This is a genomic window from Pantoea sp. GW821-FHT03E06, from assembly GCF_059420725.1.
This window is the reverse complement of the sequence record NZ_JBWKUG010000001.1, coordinates 2,932,396-2,949,915: the sequence shown is the minus strand read 5'-3', so window position 1 is coordinate 2,949,915 and position 17,520 is coordinate 2,932,396. Positions and strand designations below refer to the sequence as shown.

Here is a 17,520-nt window from a genome sequence, read left to right as displayed (position 1 = left end):
CATAAGCCTTAAGCAAAAAAGCATAAGGCAATTTAACGCTTTAGTGGCGCGCGTGTTGCTGTCGATATCGATCAACCCACATCGCCGTTGCACCGCATACGGCAACAGGCAGGATCGCCAGATTGATAATCGGAATCATAGTAAACAGGCTGACGAGCGCGCCAAATTGCATATTTGCCGTCTTGTGCTGTCGCAATGCGTGGCGCATCTGCTGAAAACTCACTTTGTGGTTATCAAACGGATAGTCGCAATACTGCACTGATAACATCCAGGCACTGAATAAAAACCATAGAACTGGCGCCACAGTTTGTCCAAAACCGGGGATAAAGTGGAGCAGCAGCAAGCCAAATGCGCGCGGCAAATAGTAACCGAGCTTCTGCAACTCCCGCTTCATGATGCGCGGAACATCCTTAATCATGCCCATCCAGCCGCTATCCGGCAGCGGTTTTCCGGTCAAACGACCTTCAAGCTGTTCAGCGAGCAGACCGCAAAATGGCGCGGCAATCAAATTGGCTATCGTAGAGAAGAAATAGCTGAACACCAACACGATCGAAATCACCGAAAGCGGCCACAGCAGATAGCTGAGCCACTGTAACCAGTCGGGGATATGTGACATTAACGCAGGGATCCACTGACCCAGGCGCTGAAACAACCAGATAAAGGCGCCGCCAAGCAGCAGAATGTTGATGATAAGTGGGATAATGACATAGCGACGAATGCCTGGCAGACGCACCAGTTTCCATCCTTCGGCAAAGTAATGAACACCATTAAATGTTGAGACCGAATTCACAGCGGGCATAGCAAGCCTTTCTCCTAAATATGGCGGCGTGGACATCATAACCTGGCTTTTTATCGGTTACAGGCGTGCTTTGTGCGAAAAAACAGCAAAAAAGCGTGGGGCAGCTATCTAATTTGTCAGAAAATACTGCACAGACTTGCACTTGTTTAGCTGGGCAAATACAGTTAGAGGATAAAGTTTGCCGTGGTGGCAAGGTATTGGAACAACAGAGAATACAATGATGCAGGATTTGCGTCTGATATTAATCGTTGTTGGCGCGATCGCCATAATAGCGCTACTCCTTCATGGACTGTGGACCAGCCGTAAAGAGCGCTCCTCCGTGTTTCGTGATCGCCCGCACAAACGTCTGAAACAGCGCGAAGAAGCCGATGAAGATCTGCTGAGCGAAGATGATGATGGCGTCGGCGAAGTCCGCGTACGCCGTCATCGTGATGCTGATGAAGAGCCCGAGTTTACGCCGCGTCCGGTGAGCGCGCCGCGTGCGCCTGAACCTGTGCGTCAGCCGGCTGCACATCAATCCGATCCATTATTAGGCGATCCACTGCTGGATAATGAGCCGGAAGCTCGTAAGCCTGCCGCACCGCAAGCCCCGGTGTCGAAGCCCGCTCCAGTACCGCAACCCATTCAATCCGATCCGCTGCTGGATAATGAACCGCTAGCAGCCACGCAGCCTGCGCCGGAATTTCTGGCTGCGGAAGATGAGCCAGAGCTTGCACATGAAACTCCGGTAGCGCAGCCGCAAGAGGCGCCTAAGCAGGCTGCTGCACCGGGAAGTAAAAAAGAAGCGGTCTTGGTGCTGCACGTCGCTGCACATACCGGAGGCGAACTGAACGGTGAAGCTCTGCTGCAAGGTATTCTGCAGGCTGGCTTCCAGTTTGGTGAAATGAATATTTTCCATCGTCATCTGAGCCCAGCAGGAAGCGGCCCGGTGCTGTTTAGCCTGGCGAATATGGTCAAGCCTGGATCCTTTGATCCGGATGAGATGGGGAATTTCTCCACGCCGGGCATCTCTATCTTTATGATGGTACCGTCATACGGAGATGCGAATCAGAACTTTAAGCTGATGCTGCAATCGGCACAGCGTATTGCGGATGATGTTGGTGGCGTGGTGCTGGATGATGAGCGTCGCATGATGACGCCGCAGAAGCTGGAAACCTACAAAACGCGTATTCGCGAAGTTATCGGTTAATCGCCGCTAATTGACTCAAACTAAATACAACCCCCGCATGTCGGGGGTTTTTTATCGGATAAGAGACTATGAAATCGGTTCAGGAGCAAATTACTGCGCTGCGCACCACGCTACATCATCACGAATATCTCTATCACGTGATGGATACACCGGAAATTCCAGACGCAGAATATGACCGATTAATGGTACAGCTGCGTGAGCTGGAAAGTGCGCATCCTGAATTGATTACGCCTGATTCACCGACGCAGCGCGTGGGCGCCGCGCCGCTAGCGGCTTTTGAGCAGGTGCGGCACGAAGTACCGATGTTGTCTCTGGATAACACGTTTGATGAAGCAGGCTTCCTGGCTTTCAACAAACGTGTGCAGGATCGCCTTAAAAGCAGCGACGATCTCACCTATTGCTGTGAACTCAAGCTTGATGGTCTGGCGGTGAGTTTATTGTATGAGGATGGACTGCTGGTACGCGCGGCAACGCGTGGTGATGGCACAACCGGCGAGAACATTACCGCCAACGTGCGCACTATCCATGCCATTCCGCTGCGGCTGCATGGCGATAACATCCCTGCACGCGTGGAAGTGCGTGGTGAAGTGTTTATCACCGAAAGCGGCTTTGAAAAACTCAACGAAGAAGCGCGTCGCACCGGCGGTAAAGTTTTCGCTAATCCACGTAATGCTGCAGCAGGTTCGCTGCGCCAGCTTGACCCACGCATTACTGCCAAACGTCCGCTGACTTTCTTCTGCTATGGTTTCGGCTTACTGGAGGGCGGAGAGATGCCAGCCAGCCATTGGCAGCGCCTGCAGCAATTTAAAGCGTGGGGATTACCGGTTACCGATCGTATCCGCCTCGCACATAGCGCCGATGAGGTGCTGGCGTTTTATCGCCAGATTGAGCAGGAGCGTCCTTCGCTTGGTTTCGATATAGATGGTGTCGTCATCAAGGTTGATTCTCAGGCACTGCAGGAGCAACTGGGATTTGTGGCGCGAGCCCCGCGCTGGGCAGTGGCGTTCAAATTCCCGGCGCAGGAACAGATGACCTTCGTACGTGATGTTGAATTCCAGGTGGGCCGAACGGGGGCAATCACACCCGTCGCGCGTCTTGAGCCGGTGCAGGTTGCTGGTGTCGTGGTCAGTAACGCGACGCTGCACAATGCCGATGAAATAGCCCGGCTGGGGTTACGCATTGGCGACAAAGTGGTCATTCGCCGCGCTGGCGATGTGATTCCGCAGGTGGTTAACGTAGTGGAATCTGAACGCCCTGATGAAACGCGAGAAATTGTTTTCCCAAGTCATTGTCCGGTCTGTGGTTCAGACGTTGAGCGGGTGGAAGGCGAAGTGGTCACGCGTTGCACCGGTGGCCTGATTTGCGGTGCACAGCGTAAAGAAGCGCTTAAACACTTCGTCTCACGTCGCGCGATGGATGTGGACGGCATGGGTGATAAAATCATCGATCAGCTGGTGGAAAAAGATTATGTCTCAACGCCAGCCGATCTGTTCCGTCTTACTGCCGGTAAACTAACTGGCCTCGATCGCATGGGGCCGAAATCGGCACAGAATGTGGTCGATGCGCTGGAGAAAGCCAAATCCACTACTTTAGCGCGTTTCCTGTATGCGCTTGGTATTCGTGAAGTGGGTGAAGCCACCGCCGCCAATCTTGCAAATCACTTTGGTGAACTGGAAAAAGTGATGAATGCCGATCTCGATGCGCTGATTGAAGTGCAGGATGTGGGCAAAGTCGTCGCTACCCACGTGCGTAACTTTATGGATGAAGAGAGTAATCGTGCAGTAATCCGCGAGCTTACCGAAGAGATCGGCGTGCATTGGCCGCAGGTTGAAGTGGTTAACATCGAAGAGATTGATAGCCCGTTTGCCGGCAAGACCGTGGTACTCACCGGGTCTCTGTCAGTAATGAACCGCGATGATGCCAAAGAGCGGCTGATTGCACTGGGCGCGAAAGTCAGCGGCAGCGTATCGAAGAAAACCGATTTACTGATTGCTGGTGAAGCGGCGGGTTCTAAACTGGCGAAGGCGCAAGAGCTTGGCATTCCGGTCATTGATGAAGCGGAAATGATTCGCCTGCTTGGAGCCTGACGTGGATAAACAGCAGCTGGTAGAAATCGCGAATACTGTGATGCCGTTCGGCAAGTATAAGGGCAGGGTGCTGATTGACGTGCCGGAAGAGTATTTACTGTGGTTCGCGCGTAAAGACGAATTCCCGGCTGGTAAGTTAGGCGATCTGATGCAGCTGACGTTAGTCATTAAGAGCGAAGGACTTGAAGGTCTGGTCAAACCGCTCAAACGCAGCGAAGAGTAAAACGGCCCGCATTTGCGGGCCGTTTTATTTAAGATTTCTGAACGTCTACCTGCTGCTGCGCCAGCCTCTTTTCATTACCGGCTTTATAACGCTGGGCAATGAAAGAACATACCATGAGCTGGACCTGATGGAAGATCATCAGTGGCAGCACGATGATCCCCACCGAGCTAGCCGGGAATAGAATGTTGGCCATCGGGACACCGTTGGCGAGGCTCTTTTTCGAACCACAAAACAGCACCACAATTTCATCTGCACGGCTGAAGCCGAACAAACGCGATGCGCCGAGGTTAATGGCTAGCGCAATAAACAGCACCAGCACACTTCCCACCAGAATCCACAGCAAGGTATCAACGCCAACGCGATGCCAAATGCCATTCACTACCGCTTCACTAAAGGCGGAATAGACGACCAGCAGAATGGAAGTTTGATCGGTTTTACCTATCAGGCTGCGATGTTTCTCAACCCAGGCGCCAATCCAGCGGCGCGACAGATGGCCAACCACAAATGGCACCAGCAGCTGCAGCATGATTTTACCAATCTGTTCCAGGCCATTGCTGGGCGCGTCGCTGTGAACATTCATCACCAGATTCACCAGCAGCGGCGAAACAAACACGCCGAGTAGGCTGGATGCGGAAGCCGCGCACACCGCGGCGGCAACGTTACCGCCGGCCATGGAGGTGAAGGCGATAGATGACTGCACGGTCGCGGGCAGAATGCACAGATAGATGAAGCCGGTGTAAATCTCAGGGCTGACATTAACCGGATGCCACCAGACAATCAGCAGACCCAGAATCGGGAAAATGACAAAAGTGCTGCACATGATCCACAAATGCAAACGCCAGTGGCTACTGCCGGCAATGATCTTCTCGCGCGACAATTTGGCACCATGCATAAAGAACAGCAGGGCGATGGCGGCGGTCGTTAGGTATTCAAAGAATTCGACAAACCCGCCTTTGGCCGGGAAGAAGCTGGCGAGAAGTACGGTGATGATGAGTTTTACCATCATCGGATCGAGGCGTAAAAATCCCATTGTTAAAATCCGGTTAAATTTAAAAAAATGATGGTGCTGATTGTGCGCTAGCCGCGTTTAGAAATAAAATTGATTTATTGCATCAATCTATGAGTGGAATCGATGAATTATACCCTGCGTCAGTTGCGCACCTTCGTTGCGGTGGCGCATCACGGTAGCTTCAGCCTGGCGGGGCAAGCCATTGGCCTCAGTCAGTCGGCCGTTAGCCACAGTATCAAAGAGCTGGAAGCTGAGATGGGCGTGCGATTGCTGGATCGTACTACGCGTGAAGTGATCTTGACCGAAGCGGGGCAGCAGCTGGCTTCTCGACTAAAACGCTTGCTGGAAGAGTTAAATACCACGGTGCTGGATGTGCGGAGTTACGGCGAACAGCGCAGTGGTACGGTGCGCGTTGCCGCCAGCCAGACGCCTTCGGCGCACCTGATGCCACAATGTTTGGCCAGCAGCCAGCAGCGCTATCCCGATATTCGCGTCATACTGCACGATCGAGTGCAGCAATGGGTGCTGCAAAGCGTGCGCAATGCGGAGGTCGATTTTGGTATCGTCATCGGCCCGCTTAATGATACCGATTTCGATAGCGAAGAGATTCTTCAGGAACCTTTTTTACTGCTCTGTCATGAGAACGATGAGCTGGCGCAGATTGAGCAAGCAGAGTGGTCGATGTTGGCGGGACGCAGCATGGTGCTGCAGGATTATGCTTCTGGTAGCCGCGTGCTGGTTGATGCGGCGCTACAACAGCTGGCGTTAAGTGTGAATGTGGTGCAAGAGATAGGCCATCCCGCCACTCTCTATCCGATGGTAGAAGCGGGAATTGGCATCAGTATTCTGCCAGCGCTGGCGCTGCCGTTACCTTCCGGATGCAAACTCAGGGTGCGAAGACTCTACCCGGAAATAAATCGCAGCCTGATGCTGATTAAGCGAAAAAACCGCTCTCTGACGCCTGCAGCGGAAGCGATCTGGCAAGAGGTGCGTCAGCAGGCCGCTCTGCTGACGCAACAACGCATAGTTAAACCAGCGTTTTAAACGTAAACGTTAATCTGATTGGTATCGGTTGGGCGATTAATGCCATCCGCTTTCATCGCAGCAGGCTGTTGTGCTTCCTGCTGCTGCTGTGCCTTTTCTGCTTGCTGCTGCTCAATTTGCGCGATTTGCGCTTCAATCATTTGAATCTGTGATTGCAGCATCTGTTCCTGTTCAGATTTTTGCTCATCGGTGAGCGTATCGTCGCTGGAAAGATCTTTCAGCTGTTTGGTAATACTTTGAATCTGTTTGTTTAGACTGGCGATTTCCGAAGTCGAACCGCCGCCGCTGCTCGCCGTGCTGATACTACTAACGCTTGATATAGAAGACATCGTTTTCTCCTTGCAATAGACCATTATCGTTATCGGTCAAAGGCGGAGGCGACTTGAGGGTAGGGAGTGTTAAGCTTGCGAAAAGGTTTTGTAGGGATTGAACGCTTAAGAGGAAGCTAACCTTCTGAGCGCAGAAACGAAAAAAGCGCCAATAGGCGCTTTTCTCTGAATTGGTGGGTCGTGCAGGATATGCCTCGGCCCATCCTGGGCCTCGCCCTTCGGGTGATGCTTACGCATCAGCCTGAATCGCTCCCGGCGATTCAGTCGAACCTGCAGCAGGTTCTCACCCTGCACGCTAACCTTCTGAGCGCAGAAACGAAAAAAGCGCCAAAAGGCGCTTTTCTCTAAATTGGTGGGTCGTGCAGGATTCGAACCTGCGACCAATTGATTAAAAGTCAACTGCTCTACCAACTGAGCTAACGACCCGAAGTGGTGGGTGATGACGGGCTCGAACCGCCGACCCCCTCCTTGTAAGGGAGATGCTCTACCAACTGAGCTAATCACCCACTTCGGTACTGCTTAACAAGAGCGTTTTTCAACTGAGATATGGTGGGTGATGACGGGCTCGAACCGCCGACCCCCTCCTTGTAAGGGAGATGCTCTACCAACTGAGCTAATCACCCATATCTTATCTCTTGTTCACTGCGGGCCAACTCAAAAATCTTCATTTAAGAGTGGTGGGTGATGACGGGCTCGAACCGCCGACCCCCTCCTTGTAAGGGAGATGCTCTACCAACTGAGCTAATCACCCCCGCTGTGTGGAGTCGCATTATAGGGATCCTTTAAAGTGAGTCAACGCTTTTTAAAACTTAAATGTGCGTTCGCTTTAAAAATAATCATCGTGAAGGGCTTTTAGCCAATGTGCTGGTTTTATTAGCAGAAAAGCGTTCAGCAAACCGGGATGCCGCCGCGACAATCATTGAGGAATCATCCTCACCTGCTAGAATATGCGCACTGTTTTTCGCGTTAACCCGTTTTTTTGTCATCCAGACAATGAAACCTGCGCATTTAAGGCAATGCTGAATGAAAATCAAAACTCGCTTCGCACCCAGCCCTACCGGCTATCTGCATGTGGGCGGTGCACGTACTGCTCTTTACTCCTGGCTCTATGCTCGCCATAACAAGGGCGAATTTGTTTTGCGTATCGAAGATACCGATCTGGAGCGATCCACACCGGAAGCCATCGAAGCCATTATGGACGGTATGAACTGGCTGAGCCTCAACTGGGATGAAGGTCCGTATTATCAGACCAAACGTTTTGATCGCTATAACGCGGTGATCGACGACATGCTGGAAGCGGGCACTGCCTATAAATGCTATTGCAGCAAAGAGCGTTTAGACGCGCTGCGTGAAGAGCAGATGGAAAAAGGTGAAAAGCCGCGCTACGACGGACGTTGCCGCGATAGCCATGAACATCACGACGCAGATGAGCCGTGCGTAGTGCGCTTCCGCAATCCTCAGGAAGGCTCGGTTATCTTTGATGACCAGATTCGTGGTCCGATCGAATTCAGCAACCAGGAACTGGATGACCTGATCATTCGTCGCACCGACGGTTCACCAACCTACAACTTCTGTGTTGTCGTGGATGACTGGGATATGGGCATCACCCACGTGATCCGTGGCGAAGACCATATCAACAACACGCCACGCCAGATCAACATCCTGAAAGCGATTGGTGCAGAAGTGCCAACCTACGCGCACGTATCAATGATCCTCGGTGATGACAGCAAGAAATTGTCTAAGCGTCATGGTGCAGTTGGCGTGATGCAGTATCGCGATGACGGCTACCTGCCAGAAGCACTGCTCAACTATCTGGTGCGCCTCGGCTGGTCACACGGCGATCAGGAAATATTTAGCGTGGCGGAAATGGCTGAGCTGTTCACCCTTGATGCAGTGAGCAAATCCGCCAGTGCTTTCAACACGGAAAAGCTGCAGTGGCTGAACCATCACTACATTAATACGCTGCCGCCGGAATATGTTGCTACACAGCTGCAGTGGCACATTGAGCAGCAGAAGATTGATACCCGCACGGGGCCGGAACTGGCGAAGCTGGTGACGCTGCTCGGCGAACGCTGCAAAACGCTGGTTGAGATCGCTGCCTCTTGCCGTTACTTTTATGAAGAGTTTGAAGCCTTTGATGCGGATGCCGCGAAGAAGCATCTGCGTCCCGTTGCGCGTCAGCCGCTGGAAGTGGTGCGCGATAAATTGGCGGCCATTAGCGACAGCAGCTGGAATGCCGAGAATGTGCACCATGCGATTCAGGCGGCGGCAGATGAGCTTGAGCTGGGCATGGGCAAAGTCGGTATGCCGCTGCGCGTAGCCGTTACCGGTGCGGGTCAGTCTCCCGCGTTGGATGTCACGGTAGAGGCGATTGGTCGTAGCCGTAGCGTAGCGCGAATTGAGAAAGCGCTGGCGTTCATCGCTGAGCGTGAAGCAAACGCATAACCTGATATGAAAAAGCCGGAAGCATGTGCTTCCGGCTTTTTTATTCTTCCTGAATTCCCAGCCTTTCCAGTACGCCGCGAATCCCTTCCCGTAATAACAACGCCGCAAATTGTTCCTGCTCCGCCGCTGTCATTTGCTGGACAGAATTTATTAATAACGCAGGTAACGTATTTTGTTGTGCACCGTAATTAGCCGCCGGTTCGTTCGCGTGGCGGGTAGATTGAACAAAGCTTTTTACGCGTTCATCAATATGAATCAATCGCGCTTTACCACCCTGAACACCGGGTTTCGGCGTGGTTGTCCAGTTTTCACGCTTGATCCATTTATTCACCGTTTGCCGACTGTAGCCCGTTTCCAGCGCGAGCTCCTCGGGGGTAAGCCATTCCTTTTTCACGATGCTGTCCCTGTTAAATACATTAGCTATACATATTACAACAAAACGTAACGGGGAGAAGTAACCTAGGCAGAAAATGCCTTCTGCTCTACAACAAAAGGCATATTTCTATTATTGCGCTTCGCTAACCGCGGCGCTTTCTGGACGGAAAGCGATGAAATAGGTGAGACCAACAAATACTGCGCCGCCAACACCGTTACCAAGAAATACGGCAATAACGTTTGGCGCAAATTCAGCCCAGCTCAGTTGGCCTGCGAAAATTGCGGCCGGCACAATAAACATGTTAGCGACAACGTGCTGGAAGCCAATCGCCACGAAAGCCATCACCGGGAACCACATGCCAAAGATCTTACCCACCACGTCTTTGCTGGCGAAGGCGAGCCAAACGGCCAGACACACCAGCCAGTTGCAGCCAATGCCGGAGATGAAGGCATGCAGGAAATCGGCATTCACTTTGGCGTGGGCAATTGCCACGGTTTTCTTCAGGTAATCACCCTCAGTCATCCCCAGCATGTGACCAAAAAACCAGGCGACCGCTACGCTGCCGATGAAATTAGCAATGGTTACCCAAAACCAGTTACGTAGCACGCTAAAGCCACTGATTCGGCGCGCGAACCAGGCAATCGGCAGGGTCATCATATTTCCGGTGAGCAGTTCGCCTCCGGCCAACACTGTCATAATCAAACCGACCGGGAATACGGCGGCACCCAGCAATACGCCGAATGAGCCCCATTCTGCCGGGAGTTGATTAATAACATGCAGGTCGAGCAGAAAACCGGTGGCGATAAATGCTCCGGCCATAAAGCCAAGAATTAACAAGGTGGAGATAGGCAGGCGGCTTTTAGCTACGCCAGCTTGAATCGCCAGTTGGGCGATCTCTTTTGGGGTATGCAGCGACATAATTCACTTTTCTTTTATTGAACAAAGGGATATTGCTGGCCGGTCATAAAGAGAAAGACCCTGGAAGGATGACCGGTTAATTAGCGCGCTAAGTTTCACACGCACCATTAACGAAAACAAGACTGTTCCTAACATCTTTAACTAAAGTTTAACGATGTAATGCCAGGTCGTTGCCAAATAGAAGAGTGGGAGCGGGCTCAGAAAGGCGGCGCACCCTGAAAAAAGGCTATGATAGCGTGGGGTTGACGCCTTTTTCAGCGATCGAACACAGAACGAGAATTTGACGTTGACACTCAAGAGGCGGTTTCATATTATGCCGTCCGTCGAGTTTACTCGGCAGTTTTTCGGTTCGGGGGTATAGCTCAGCTGGGAGAGCGCTTGCATGGCATGCAAGAGGTCAGCGGTTCGATCCCGCTTATCTCCACCAAACAAACCTTCCCAACGGTTTGACCGAAAAATGATTTCCAGATGTGGGGGTATAGCTCAGCTGGGAGAGCGCTTGCATGGCATGCAAGAGGTCAGCGGTTCGATCCCGCTTATCTCCACCAAATCTCTGTTCGTTCTGAACACATTCAAAAAACCAGCAATCTAGAGCAGCACAATCTATTGTGCGGTTTTGTCGTTTCTCAAATGCGCAGGCTGTAACAGCGCAAATTCATTGTCATACAAAGGTTTTACCTTCAGCGATGAGGCGGGTGATTGCAGGGGAAAGCAGGGACGATGCGGGATAGAACCGATTGAACAATTAAGATGAGAAGGGCGAGCCGAAGCCCGCCCTGACGATCAGAAGGCCAACACCAGACCGGCAATGGCTGCAGACAGCACGCTCACCAGCGTTGAGCCGTACAGCAGTTTCAGGCCGAAGCGTGAAACCACATTACCTTGCTCTTCGTGCAAACCTTTAATCGCACCCGCCACAATCCCGATTGAGGAGAAGTTAGCAAAGGAAACGAGGAACACTGACAAGATACCTTCCGCATGCGGCGAGAGTTGACCGGCGATTTTCTGCAGGTCCATCATCGCCACGAATTCGTTGGAAACCAGTTTCGTTGCCATGATGCTGCCAACCTGCAGCGCTTCGTGCGAAGGCACACCCATCACCCAGGCGAATGGATAGAACACATAGCCCAACACGCCCTGGAAGCTGATACCGAAGATCAAATCGAACAGTGCGTTCAGGCCGGAAATCAGCGCGATGAAACCAATCAGCATTGCGGCCACAATAATCGCAACTTTGAAACCGGCGAGGATATATTCGCCCAGCATTTCGAAGAAGCTTTGACCCTTATGCAGATCCTGCAACTGCAGATCTTCTTCGCTATCCACGCGGTATGGGTTGATAAGCGACAAGACAATAAAGGTGCTGAACATGTTCAGAACCAGCGCAGCTACCACATATTTCGGCTGCAGCATGGTCATGTACGCGCCGACAATCGACATGGAAACGGTCGACATCGCGGTCGCTGCCATGGTGTACATGCGGCGCTGTGACATTTTGCCGAGGATATCCTTATAGGCGATGAAGTTTTCTGACTGTCCCAAAATCAGAGAGCTTACGGCGTTAAAGGATTCCAGTTTGCCCATACCGTTGACCTTTGACAGCACGGTACCAATGCCGCGAATGACCCATGGCAATATACGGAAATGTTGCAAAATACCGATCAACGCTGAGATGAAGACAATTGGGCAGAGAACATTCAGGAAGAAGAAGGCGAGGCCTTTCTCATTCATGTTGCCGAATACAAAGTTGGTGCCTTCGGCCGCATATTTAAGCAGATGATCAAACACACCCGCGAAGCCTTGTACAAAGCCGAGGCCAACGGATGAGTTAAGGAAGAACCAGGCCAGCAGCACTTCGATCACTAAAAGTTGAACGATGTAGCGAACGCGAATGCTTTTACGATCGTGACTGACCAGCAAGGCCAGCACGGCTACCACCACTAGTGCTAAAATAAAATGCAAAACATGGGACATGTCGGCTCCAAATTTGAGGAGGGTTGTATTTTGCTGCGTATTCTATGTAACGCGTTACTTAAAAACGAGATCAAAACCACATTATAAGTAATCGCTATCGCGTTATTTCTCAGATAAGTCTCATCGCTCACAACCCGGTTACAAATCATTCACAAGAAATATCCACAAAAACATTGTCTATAAAATGACCCAGGAGTAGAGTCAATTCCGTTGCCACTTTTTTGACGAGAACACGCTTTACCTAAAGGTATAGCAATGGCTATACTTCATAGCACTATCTATTAATACAATAACTATAATCAAATTTCACTTGCCTTGCTGACCGCTTAAGCTGCTCGGGTCACATGCATTAAGACAGGGTCAAACTATGTTAGAAAGCCGCACCGTAGAGCGCGCCGCTCGCGGAGCCAGAAAGATCAAGCTCGCCCTGCTGGGTCCCGCGTTTATCGCGGCCATTGGTTATATCGATCCCGGTAACTTCGCAACCAATATTCAGGCCGGCGCCGCTTACGGCTATAAGCTGTTATGGGTGGTGGTGTGGGCTAATGTCATGGCGATGTTGATTCAGCTCATGTCTGCCAAGCTGGGGATTGCCACCGGCAAAAATCTGGCTGAACACATTCGCGATCGCTTCCCGCGCCCGGCGGTGTGGTTCTATTGGGTGCAGGCGGAGATCATCGCAATGGCAACCGATCTCGCGGAATTCATCGGTGCAGCGCTCGGTTTCAAACTGTTATTAGGGATATCGCTTCTGCAAGGCGCGGTATTAACCGGAATTGCTACTTATCTGATTTTGATGCTGCAGAGTCGTGGCCAAAAGCCGCTGGAACTGGTGATTGGCGGTCTATTACTGTTTGTGGCGGCCGCCTATATTGTTGAGCTGTTTTTCTCCCAGCCCAAGGTCAGCGAGTTAGTTGTTGGGATGGCATTACCCACGTTACCGACTTCAGATGCGGTTTTCCTTGCCGCTGGGGTATTGGGCGCCACTATTATGCCGCACGTGATTTATCTGCACTCGGCGCTGACGCAGCACGGTAATAAAGGCAGTAAAGCGGAACGCTACTCCTCCACTAAGCTGGATGTGGCGATCGCGATGACCATTGCGGGCTTTGTTAATCTGGCGATGATGGCGACGGCCGCAGCAGCGTTTCACTTCAGCGGCCATTCGAGCATTGTCGATCTCGACCAGGCATATCTCACGCTGCAGCCGCTGCTTGGTCAGGCTGCGGCTATTGTCTTCGGCCTGAGCCTGGTCGCTGCCGGTCTTTCATCTACCGTGGTCGGTACGCTGGCGGGACAAGTGGTGATGCAGGGCTTTATCCGCTTCCACATTCCATTGTGGTTCCGTCGTACTATCACCATGCTGCCCTCATTTATTGTGATTTGGGCGGGATGGGATCCTACGCGTATTCTGGTGATGAGCCAGGTATTGCTGAGTTTTGGTATCGCGCTGGCGCTGATTCCGCTGCTGTCATTCACCGGAAATCGGGAGTTAATGGGCGACGCAATGGTTAACTCGCGCCTGATGCAGAATGCCGGGCGGCTGATTGTGGTGTTGGTGATCGCACTAAATCTTTACTTGTTAGTGGGTGAGGCGCTCGGCTGGTAAGACGCAGATAAAAGAAAAATCCCGCAATTAAGCGGGATTTTTCTTTTAATGATGGTGATGATCGTGATGGCCACGGCGATCGTCATGGCGATGATCGTGACGCCAGTGTTCACGACGTTCGCGTTCATGCCAGCGACGTTCGCGCTCACGTTCATAAGCGCGGTGACGTTTCCACTCTTCATGACGCCACCAGCGATGATCGTTGTACTGATAACGGTCGTTCCACCAGCGCGGTTCGCGCCAGCGACCGCCGTCCCAGTAATTGCCATGTCGGTCGCGATCGCCGAGATGTAGCGTAACACCCGGAGCTAAATTGATGGTGGCACTATTGGCTTCTGCTGTGTGCGACGCCAGCGGGGATAGAGATGCCAGCAAGGCGGCAAATAAAATGGCACGTTTCATAAATTCTCCTTTTCGGCGGCTTATTACTGCTACCGTTGCGCTATTTTGCCACATCGGACCAGCCATACCTTGAGAATCAATCCGAAAAAACGTGGCGGTACATCTTTGGAGAATTTTCTGCTACAGAAAACACCCGGCAAAAGCCGGGCGAGTAAGCGTTTACACTAAGATATTATCGATAGCTTTAATTTCATCCGAGCTCAGCGCTGGCTGACTTAACATCTCCACGGCATCATCAATTTGCGCGGTTTTGCTGGCACCGATTAGCACCGAGGTCACCCGCGCATCGCGCAATACCCAGCTTAATGCCGTTTGCGCCAGCTTTTGGCCACGCTGCTGAGCAATGGCCTGCAACTGACGCACTTTTTCCATCTTCTCTTGTGTCAATTGGCTTTCACTCAGGAACTTACTGCCGCTCGCGATACGCGAATCTTCTGGAATACCCTGCAAATAGCGGTCAGTTAATACGCCACCCGCCAGCGGTGAGAAGGCAATGCAGCCAACGCCGTTATCGCCTAGCACATCCAGCAAACCCTGTTCCGGCGTGCGCTCAAACAGGGAATAACGCGGCTGATGAATCAGGCATGGCGTACCGAGATCGCGCAGAATCGCAATTGCTTCAGCGGCTTTGTCCGCTGGATAGTTCGATATGGCGGCGTACAGCGCTTTGCCCTGACGCACCACCTGATCGAGCGCGCGCATGGTTTCTTCCAGCGGGGTTTCGGGATCGGGACGGTGATGATAGAAAATATCCACATACTCCAGCCCCATACGTTTAAGGCTCTGATCGAGACTGGAAATCAAATATTTGCGTGAACCCCAATCGCCATAAGGGCCATCCCACATGGTGTAACCCGCTTTCGTCGAGATCACCAACTCATCGCGTAGCCCTTGAAAATCCTCGCGCAGAATGCGACCGAAGTTAGATTCTGCCGATCCCGGAGGCGGGCCGTAATTGTTGGCCAGATCGAAATGAGTAATGCCGCGATCAAAGGCGTGTCGCAACAGTTCACGGCTATTATCGACGCGGGTACTGTCGCCAAAGTTGTGCCATAGCCCCAGCGAAATAGCCGGTAACTTCAGGCCGCTACGGCCACTGCGACGATATTGCATCTGTTGATAACGTTCAGGATGGGGAAAAGCAGTCATGCAGCGTTCCTGTCTCAATAGGGGAGAAAGTGACATCAGCATAGCAGTGTATGCGTTTACACTTAGGTGAAACGCGCCGAAGATCGCAATTTACAGAATTATCTGTCGTCGTAACGAATGCTTGCCACAAATCCCCGCATCGCGATGGTGAAAACCTCGCCAATTCAGCCACATCGCTAATACTCCTGATCATCCCCTTAACAAGGAGCTGTCGATGAAAACCTTCAATGTTGGCGATTATTTACTGCACCGTTTACAGCAATCCGGCATTCGTCATTTGTTCGGCGTGCCGGGTGATTACAACCTGCAATTTCTCGATAGCGTGATTGCGCACCCGGAAATTACCTGGGTAGGTTGTGCGAATGAACTCAATGCGGCCTATGCGGCAGATGGCTACGGTCGCTGCAACGGCGCAGCGGCGCTGCTGACGACCTTTGGCGTCGGCGAATTAAGTGCTATCAACGGTATTGCTGGCAGCTACGCCGAATATGTGCCGGTGATTCATATCGTTGGCGCGCCAGCGAGTCAGGCGCAGCAGCAAGGGGATTGCGTGCATCATTCACTCGGTGACGGCGATTTTGGCCATTTTCTCCGCATGGCGCAGGAAGTGAGCGTCGCCTCTGCGGTGTTAACGGCGGAAAATGCGGTGGCCGAGATTGATCGGGTGATCGCCGAGGCGCTAGAGCAGCATCGTCCGGGCTACTTGTTACTGGCGGTGGATGTGGCAGCAAGCGATGTTGTGATGCCCAGCGCAATAAACGTCGTTTCTGACCAGCAGCAGCAGGTGGCCGCCGCGTTTGCCGATGCGGCAGAACGCTTGCTGGCACCGGCGCAGCGGGTCGCGCTGCTGGCGGATTTCCTCGCCTCGCGCTGGCAGCTGCAGCCACAGCTCGAAACGCTGCGGCAGCTGCGCGCGATTCCGGCGGCCACCTTATTAATGGGCAAAGGCGTGCTGAATGAGCAGCAGCCAGGCTACGTTGGCACTTACGCAGCAGAAGGCAGCAGCGACCACGTACGTCAGGCGATTGAGGACACCGACGTAACGCTGTGCGTCGGCGTGCGTTTTACCGACACCTTAACCGCCGGCTTCACACAAAATCTGCCTGCCGAACGCGTCATCGATCTGCAGCCGTTTCAGGCCAAGGTCGCTGGCGAGGTGTTTGCGCCGCTAACGATGGCACAGGCGCTGGCTGCATTAGTGCCGATTTATCAGCGACACTGCGCGCACTGGCGACTCGCAGAGGGTATGCAGTGTGAAGAAAATGAGCAAATCGATGCGGCGCTAATCAGTCAGAACGCTTTCTGGCAGGCGATGCAGCGCTTTCTGCTGCCGGGTGATATTATCCTTGCCGATCAAGGTACTGCCGCATTTGGTGCCGCGGCGCTGCGCTTACCGGTAGATGCGCAATTGTTGGTGCAGCCGTTATGGGGGTCGATTGGCTATACTTTACCTGCCACCTTTGGTGCGCAAACCGCACAGCCCGATCGTCGTGTGATTCTGATTATCGGGGATGGCTCAGCGCAGTTGACGATTCAGGAATTGGGCTCGATGCAGCGCGATGGTCAACAACCGATCATCTTCCTCCTGAATAATGATGGCTATACGGTTGAGCGAGCAATTCACGGCGCCGAACAGCGTTACAACGACATCGCCCAGTGGAACTGGACCGCATTGCCCCACGCAATGAGTGTACAGTGCGCGGCGCAGAGCTGGCGCGTCAGCGAAACGGCTCAACTTGAGGCGGTGATGGCGCAATTAATGCTTAATCGCCGCCTGTCGCTGGTAGAAGTGGTGATGGATAAACAGGACTTACCGCCGCTGCTGCGTAAGGTGACCGCCGCGTTGCACCAGCGCAATAGCCGCTAAAATTCGGAAAGTTGCCGCTGTGCAGTGAGGCAGGGGATCGGTAGGCTGTGCAGCATCGTTGAATGGATTACGCCCATCGTGCAGGTGGGCGTTGTTGTTT

15 protein-coding genes, 6 tRNA genes and 1 other RNA gene are annotated in these 17,520 nt (G+C 52.6%); 9 read left to right on the top strand and 13 right to left on the bottom strand.

Annotated elements, in window-relative coordinates; genetic code table 11:
• Positions 1-40: 40 nt before the first annotated feature.
• Positions 41-799: a sulfate transporter CysZ gene (cysZ, locus tag AC07WB_RS13790; protein ID WP_097096512.1), complete on the bottom strand. Its 759-nt coding sequence runs from the start codon at positions 797-799 to the stop codon at positions 41-43.
• 217 nt (positions 800-1,016) lie between these two features.
• Here cysZ and zipA point away from each other — a divergent pair, with 217 nt between their 5' ends.
• The 3 genes from zipA to AC07WB_RS13775 all read left to right on the top strand — a co-directional run bounded on the left by zipA (position 1,017) and on the right by AC07WB_RS13775 (position 4,298).
• Entirely contained in the window at positions 1,017-1,988 is a 972-nt protein-coding gene (gene zipA, locus AC07WB_RS13785; RefSeq protein WP_345828822.1) for a cell division protein ZipA, read from the top strand.
• Positions 1,989-2,056: 68 nt separating this feature from the next.
• Positions 2,057-4,075, top strand: a complete 2,019-nt coding sequence (gene ligA, locus AC07WB_RS13780) for an NAD-dependent DNA ligase LigA (protein WP_494940678.1) — start codon at positions 2,057-2,059, stop codon at positions 4,073-4,075.
• A gap of 1 nt (position 4,076) precedes the next feature.
• The gene (locus tag AC07WB_RS13775) at positions 4,077-4,298 is read left to right on the top strand and encodes a DUF3820 family protein (protein WP_097096515.1); all 222 of its coding nucleotides are present in this window, start codon (positions 4,077-4,079) and stop codon (positions 4,296-4,298) included.
• Between the two features lie 28 nt (positions 4,299-4,326).
• On the opposite strand, the gene AC07WB_RS13770 is transcribed toward AC07WB_RS13775, so the two are convergent.
• Positions 4,327-5,328 carry a bile acid:sodium symporter family protein gene (locus tag AC07WB_RS13770; RefSeq protein WP_097096516.1) on the bottom strand — a complete coding sequence of 334 codons (1,002 nt, stop codon included), beginning with the start codon at positions 5,326-5,328 and terminating at the stop codon, positions 4,327-4,329.
• A 102-nt stretch (positions 5,329-5,430) separates the two neighbouring features.
• On the opposite strand from AC07WB_RS13770, the gene AC07WB_RS13765 reads away from it, so the two are divergent.
• Positions 5,431-6,351: a LysR family transcriptional regulator gene (locus AC07WB_RS13765; RefSeq protein ID WP_345828828.1), complete on the top strand. Its 921-nt coding sequence runs from the start codon at positions 5,431-5,433 to the stop codon at positions 6,349-6,351.
• On the opposite strand, the gene AC07WB_RS13760 is transcribed toward AC07WB_RS13765, so the two are convergent.
• The 6 genes from AC07WB_RS13760 to AC07WB_RS13735 form a co-directional block, all read right to left on the bottom strand.
• On the bottom strand, positions 6,348-6,680 hold the full coding sequence (locus AC07WB_RS13760; protein WP_494940677.1) for a FlxA-like family protein: 333 nt from the start codon (positions 6,678-6,680) through the stop codon (positions 6,348-6,350). The two genes, AC07WB_RS13765 and AC07WB_RS13760, sit on opposite strands and share 4 nt — an antisense overlap.
• A 171-nt stretch (positions 6,681-6,851) precedes the next feature.
• Positions 6,852-6,988: non-coding RNA, RtT sRNA (locus AC07WB_RS13755), on the bottom strand.
• A 42-nt stretch (positions 6,989-7,030) separates the two neighbouring features.
• A tRNA-Lys gene (locus tag AC07WB_RS13750) sits at positions 7,031-7,106 on the bottom strand.
• 4 nt (positions 7,107-7,110) lie between these two features.
• Positions 7,111-7,186: transfer RNA gene (locus AC07WB_RS13745), tRNA-Val, on the bottom strand.
• Between the two features lie 41 nt (positions 7,187-7,227).
• Positions 7,228-7,303 (bottom strand) — tRNA-Val (locus AC07WB_RS13740).
• 52 nt (positions 7,304-7,355) lie between these two features.
• A tRNA-Val gene (locus tag AC07WB_RS13735) sits at positions 7,356-7,431 on the bottom strand.
• A 272-nt stretch (positions 7,432-7,703) separates the two neighbouring features.
• Here AC07WB_RS13735 and gltX point away from each other — a divergent pair.
• Entirely contained in the window at positions 7,704-9,125 is a 1,422-nt protein-coding gene (gene gltX, locus AC07WB_RS13730; RefSeq protein WP_494940676.1) for a glutamate--tRNA ligase, read from the top strand.
• Between the two features lie 40 nt (positions 9,126-9,165).
• On the opposite strand, the gene AC07WB_RS13725 is transcribed toward gltX, so the two are convergent.
• Both AC07WB_RS13725 and AC07WB_RS13720 read right to left on the bottom strand, forming a co-directional pair.
• Positions 9,166-9,519 carry a YfeC-like transcriptional regulator gene (locus AC07WB_RS13725; protein WP_008102134.1) on the bottom strand — a complete coding sequence of 118 codons (354 nt, stop codon included), beginning with the start codon at positions 9,517-9,519 and terminating at the stop codon, positions 9,166-9,168.
• A 111-nt stretch (positions 9,520-9,630) separates the two neighbouring features.
• Positions 9,631-10,419, bottom strand: a complete 789-nt coding sequence (locus AC07WB_RS13720) for a formate/nitrite transporter family protein (RefSeq protein WP_097096520.1) — start codon at positions 10,417-10,419, stop codon at positions 9,631-9,633.
• A 351-nt stretch (positions 10,420-10,770) separates the two neighbouring features.
• Between AC07WB_RS13720 and AC07WB_RS13715 the strand changes: the two genes are divergently transcribed.
• Both AC07WB_RS13715 and AC07WB_RS13710 read left to right on the top strand, forming a co-directional pair.
• Positions 10,771-10,846: transfer RNA gene (locus AC07WB_RS13715), tRNA-Ala, on the top strand.
• 45 nt (positions 10,847-10,891) lie between these two features.
• Positions 10,892-10,967, top strand: a tRNA-Ala gene (locus tag AC07WB_RS13710).
• 235 nt (positions 10,968-11,202) lie between these two features.
• Here AC07WB_RS13710 and AC07WB_RS13705 read toward each other — a convergent pair.
• Entirely contained in the window at positions 11,203-12,393 is a 1,191-nt protein-coding gene (locus AC07WB_RS13705) for a NupC/NupG family nucleoside CNT transporter (RefSeq protein WP_097096521.1), read from the bottom strand.
• Positions 12,394-12,760: 367 nt separating this feature from the next.
• Here AC07WB_RS13705 and AC07WB_RS13700 point away from each other — a divergent pair, with 367 nt between their 5' ends.
• Positions 12,761-14,002 (top strand): Nramp family divalent metal transporter, encoded by a 1,242-nt coding sequence (locus tag AC07WB_RS13700; RefSeq protein ID WP_097096522.1) that lies wholly within the window; start codon positions 12,761-12,763, stop codon positions 14,000-14,002.
• Positions 14,003-14,047: 45 nt separating this feature from the next.
• On the opposite strand, the gene AC07WB_RS13695 is transcribed toward AC07WB_RS13700, so the two are convergent.
• Together AC07WB_RS13695 and mgrA are read right to left on the bottom strand one after the other, a co-directional pair.
• A complete protein-coding gene (locus tag AC07WB_RS13695; RefSeq protein ID WP_345828835.1) occupies positions 14,048-14,404 on the bottom strand; it encodes a DUF2502 domain-containing protein in 357 nt (118 codons plus the stop codon).
• A gap of 159 nt (positions 14,405-14,563) precedes the next feature.
• Positions 14,564-15,553, bottom strand: coding sequence for an L-glyceraldehyde 3-phosphate reductase (gene mgrA / locus AC07WB_RS13690; protein WP_494940675.1), 990 nt, complete (start codon positions 15,551-15,553; stop codon positions 14,564-14,566).
• Between the two features lie 214 nt (positions 15,554-15,767).
• Here mgrA and AC07WB_RS13685 point away from each other — a divergent pair, with 214 nt between their 5' ends.
• The gene (locus AC07WB_RS13685; protein WP_494940674.1) at positions 15,768-17,420 is read left to right on the top strand and encodes an alpha-keto acid decarboxylase family protein; all 1,653 of its coding nucleotides are present in this window, start codon (positions 15,768-15,770) and stop codon (positions 17,418-17,420) included.
• Positions 17,421-17,520 lie beyond the last annotated feature (100 nt).

Coding starts and splice junctions, on each gene's coding strand:
- cysZ (WP_097096512.1), bottom strand. CDS start 799: ATGCCCGCTGTGAATTCGGTCTCAACATTTAATGGTGTTCATTACTTT.
- zipA (WP_345828822.1), top strand. CDS start 1,017: ATGATGCAGGATTTGCGTCTGATATTAATCGTTGTTGGCGCGATCGCC.
- ligA (WP_494940678.1), top strand. CDS start 2,057: ATGAAATCGGTTCAGGAGCAAATTACTGCGCTGCGCACCACGCTACAT.
- AC07WB_RS13770 (WP_097096516.1), bottom strand. CDS start 5,328: ATGGGATTTTTACGCCTCGATCCGATGATGGTAAAACTCATCATCACC.
- AC07WB_RS13765 (WP_345828828.1), top strand. CDS start 5,431: ATGAATTATACCCTGCGTCAGTTGCGCACCTTCGTTGCGGTGGCGCAT.
- AC07WB_RS13760 (WP_494940677.1), bottom strand. CDS start 6,680: ATGTCTTCTATATCAAGCGTTAGTAGTATCAGCACGGCGAGCAGCGGC.
- gltX (WP_494940676.1), top strand. CDS start 7,704: ATGAAAATCAAAACTCGCTTCGCACCCAGCCCTACCGGCTATCTGCAT.
- AC07WB_RS13720 (WP_097096520.1), bottom strand. CDS start 10,419: ATGTCGCTGCATACCCCAAAAGAGATCGCCCAACTGGCGATTCAAGCT.
- AC07WB_RS13705 (WP_097096521.1), bottom strand. CDS start 12,393: ATGTCCCATGTTTTGCATTTTATTTTAGCACTAGTGGTGGTAGCCGTG.
- AC07WB_RS13700 (WP_097096522.1), top strand. CDS start 12,761: ATGTTAGAAAGCCGCACCGTAGAGCGCGCCGCTCGCGGAGCCAGAAAG.
- AC07WB_RS13695 (WP_345828835.1), bottom strand. CDS start 14,404: ATGAAACGTGCCATTTTATTTGCCGCCTTGCTGGCATCTCTATCCCCG.
- mgrA (WP_494940675.1), bottom strand. CDS start 15,553: ATGACTGCTTTTCCCCATCCTGAACGTTATCAACAGATGCAATATCGT.
- AC07WB_RS13685 (WP_494940674.1), top strand. CDS start 15,768: ATGAAAACCTTCAATGTTGGCGATTATTTACTGCACCGTTTACAGCAA.